The sequence below is a fragment of the Pantoea sp. CTOTU50773 genome (genome assembly GCF_032082325.1).
Classification (GTDB): Bacteria; Pseudomonadota; Gammaproteobacteria; order Enterobacterales; family Enterobacteriaceae; genus Pantoea; species Pantoea communis.
Genome location: NZ_DAMDQC010000258.1, coordinates 1 through 3,096 on the forward strand (window position 1 = coordinate 1; position 3,096 = coordinate 3,096).

At 52.6% G+C, this 3,096-nt stretch carries 3 protein-coding genes and 2 tRNA genes; all 5 read right to left on the bottom strand.

All coding sequences use genetic code 11. The features are described from left to right. Positions 1–25: 25 nt before the first annotated feature. Positions 26–99, bottom strand: a tRNA-Cys gene (locus RT340_RS22400). A gap of 42 nt (positions 100–141) precedes the next feature. Continuing rightward, positions 142–217 (bottom strand) — tRNA-Gly (locus RT340_RS22405). Positions 218–358: 141 nt separating this feature from the next. Next, entirely contained in the window at positions 359–907 is a 549-nt protein-coding gene (gene pgsA, locus RT340_RS22410) for a CDP-diacylglycerol--glycerol-3-phosphate 3-phosphatidyltransferase (protein WP_034820295.1), read from the bottom strand. A 68-nt stretch (positions 908–975) separates the two neighbouring features. Continuing rightward, on the bottom strand, positions 976–2,808 hold the full coding sequence (gene uvrC, locus RT340_RS22415; RefSeq protein ID WP_034820298.1) for an excinuclease ABC subunit UvrC: 1,833 nt from the start codon (positions 2,806–2,808) through the stop codon (positions 976–978). Further along, positions 2,801–3,096, bottom strand: a 296-nt coding sequence (locus tag RT340_RS22420) for a LuxR C-terminal-related transcriptional regulator (protein ID WP_313377851.1), incomplete at its 5' end; no start/stop codon positions are given. The genes uvrC and RT340_RS22420, both read right to left, overlap by 8 nt.

The following is a 3,096-nucleotide window of genomic DNA, read 5'->3' on the forward strand; positions in this document are numbered from 1 at the left end:
TTCACCACCCGGGCAGGGTGTAAATTGGAGGCGCGTCCCGGAGTCGAACCGAGGTAGACGGATTTGCAATCCGTTGCATGGCCACTCTGCCAACGCGCCTTTATTCTGATGTGTCATCCGTTAACAACGGAGGACTAAATTTGGAGCGGGAAACGAGACTCGAACTCGCGACCCCGACCTTGGCAAGGTCGTGCTCTACCAACTGAGCTATTCCCGCAATTCACCGAACTCGCTGATTTTATTCAGCTTCTTGCAGACTCGCTGCCGTTCGATGCGATGCATTCTACTTATCTGACGCAATGAGTCAATAGAATTATCCACACAGCGCGTCCGTTTGCTGCTTTTTAAATCGCATCGATCAGCTATCGAGCAGATCACCGCGTGCGGCGCTTAAATATTGGAACATTGACCAGAAGGTCAGCACCGCGGCGATATACAGTGCCACCACGCCCACGCCCACTACGGTTGCGTCTGGACGCCACAGCAAGGCGAACAGGGAGAACATCTGCGCCGTGGTTTTCACTTTGCCAATCCAGGAAACCGCCACGCTGCTGCGCTTACCAATCTCCGCCATCCACTCACGTAAGGCTGAGATAATAATTTCGCGCGCAATCATGGTCGCTGCCGGTAAGGTAATCCACCAGGCGTGGAAATACTCGGCGACCAGTACCAACGCAATGGCCACCATCACTTTGTCAGCCACGGGATCGAGGAAAGCGCCAAAACGCGTAGTTTGCTTCCAGCGGCGGGCAAGAAAACCATCAAACCAGTCAGTCACGGCGGCAACGACAAAGATCAATGCAGTGGCAAATGGTGCCCATTGAAAAGGCAGATAAAATGCCAGCACAAAGAATGGAATCAGTACAACTCGAAACAGGGTAAGACACGTCGGAATGTTAAATTGCATATGCCAGTAACTGTCTGGTGTGAGTAGAATTTAACGTATGTTCCTACATTGCCCCCCCTGTTTCAATGCTAGTGTTTCAGCGAGTAGTAGATTTTTTCCGCCAGCGCGAAGGAAATCCCCGGCACTTTAGCAATCTCATCCACGCTGGCATTCATCAGGGGTTGCAGGCCCCCCATGTACTTAAGCAGCTGTTGACGCCGTTTTGGCCCTACCCCTTCAATGCTTTCCAGCGCACTGGTGTTCTTCACTTTGGCGCGTTTTTTCCGGTGCCCCGAAATTGCATGATTGTGAGAGTCATCACGAATATGTTGAATGACATGCAGTGCAGGCGAATCTGGCGGCAACGAAACGCCCTCGCCTTCCGCTTCAAAGAACAGCGTTTCCAGACCCGCTTTACGGTCAGTGCCTTTTGCCACGCCCAGCAGAATGGGATGATCTTTATCCCAGGGCACATCCAGCTCTGCGAACACCTGTTTCGCCTGTGCCAGCTGGCCTTTACCGCCATCGATGATAATCACATCAGGGATTTTGTCCTCCTCCAGCGCTTTACCATAACGACGACGTAATACCTGGTTCATCGCGGCGTAGTCGTCGCCGGGCGTGATGCCTTCAATGTTATAGCGGCGGTAATCCGAACGCAGCGGTCCATCGCGGTTAAAGACCACACACGAAGCTATCGTCTGCTCACCCATGGTGTGACTGATGTCGAAACACTCCATGCGCTTGATGCTGTCGAGTTCGAGAAAGACGGCCAGCGCCGCTAGTCGCTGCTGAATAGTGGAGTGCTGAGACAGTTTAGTGGTCAAAGCGGTGGCCGCATTGGTGCGCGCCAGTTTAAGGTAGCGTGCCCGATCACCGCGCGGTTTGCTTTGAATATTGACCTTGCGGCCGGCCAATTCACTTAAGGAATCGGCCAGCAACTCACGTTCGGGCAGACTGAAGTCCAGCAGAATATCAGCTGGCAAAGTGCGTGCTTCGCTCCCCTGCAGATAAAACTGGCCGACAAAGGTTTGCACCACTTCGGTGAGATCGGTATCAGCAGGCACTTTCGGGAAATAACTGCGGCTACCCAGCACTTTGCCCTGCCGAATAAACAGCACGTGCAGACAAGCCATACCGGCGTCGAATGCCACCCCCATCACATCAAGGTCATCCCCCTGATTGGAGACAAACTGCTTCTCTGTGACGCGTCGTACCGCCTGAATCTGATCGCGCAGACGCGCCGCTTCTTCGAAGCGCAATCCATAGCTGGCCTCTTCCATGCGTTTGACCAGTTGGTTGATTACTTGATCATCTTTGCCGGCGAGAAACAGCCGCACGTAATCGGTTTGCTGCGCATACTCATCTTCGCTGACCAAACCCGCTACACACGGCCCAAGGCAACGGCCAATCTGATATTGCAAACAGGGGCGAGAGCGGTTGCGATAAACACTGTTTTCACACTGTCGAATCGGGAACACTTTCTGCAACAGCGCCAGGGTTTCACGCACCGCATAGCCATTAGGGAAAGGCCCAAAGTATTCCCCTTTCGCGTGTTTGGCACCACGATGCATCGCCAGTCGCGGATGCGCGTCTGCACTCAGAAATATATAGGGATAGGATTTATCATCACGCAGCAGCACATTATAGCGAGGCTGATAGAGCTTGATGTAATTGTGTTCAAGCAGCAACGCTTCGGTTTCGGTATGCGTCACCGTCACGTCGATGTTTTGGATGTTACTGACCAGGACTTCGGTTTTTCGGCTGCCCACCTGAGTGCGGAAATAACTGGTCAGGCGCTTTTTGAGGTCTTTCGCTTTACCGACATAGATCACCGTGCCTGTCGCGTCATACATGCGGTAGACGCCGGGCTGACTGGTCACGGTGCTTAGAAAGGCTTTGGAATTGAAAACGTCACTCACTACTGATTAACGGCTCCGCATTATAGAGACCATGTCGAATGGCCAGATGCGTTAACTCTACGTCGCCACTGATGTTCAACTTACTGAACATGCGATAACGGTAACTGTTAACGGTTTTCGGGCTGAGATTAAGCTGCTCGGAAATTTCCGTCACCTTTTGCCCTCGGGTGATCATCAGCATAATCTGCAATTCCCTTTCCGACAAACAGCTGAAGGGCGATTCCGCTTTTTGCGGCTCAATCTGGCTGAGTGCCATCTGCTGCGCAATATCGGAAGCGATATAGCGCT

What these genes read in the sequence shown, in the direction of transcription:
- pgsA (WP_034820295.1), bottom strand. Translation starts at nt 907, where the DNA reads ATGCAATTTAACATTCCGACGTGTCTTACCCTGTTTCGAGTTGTACTG.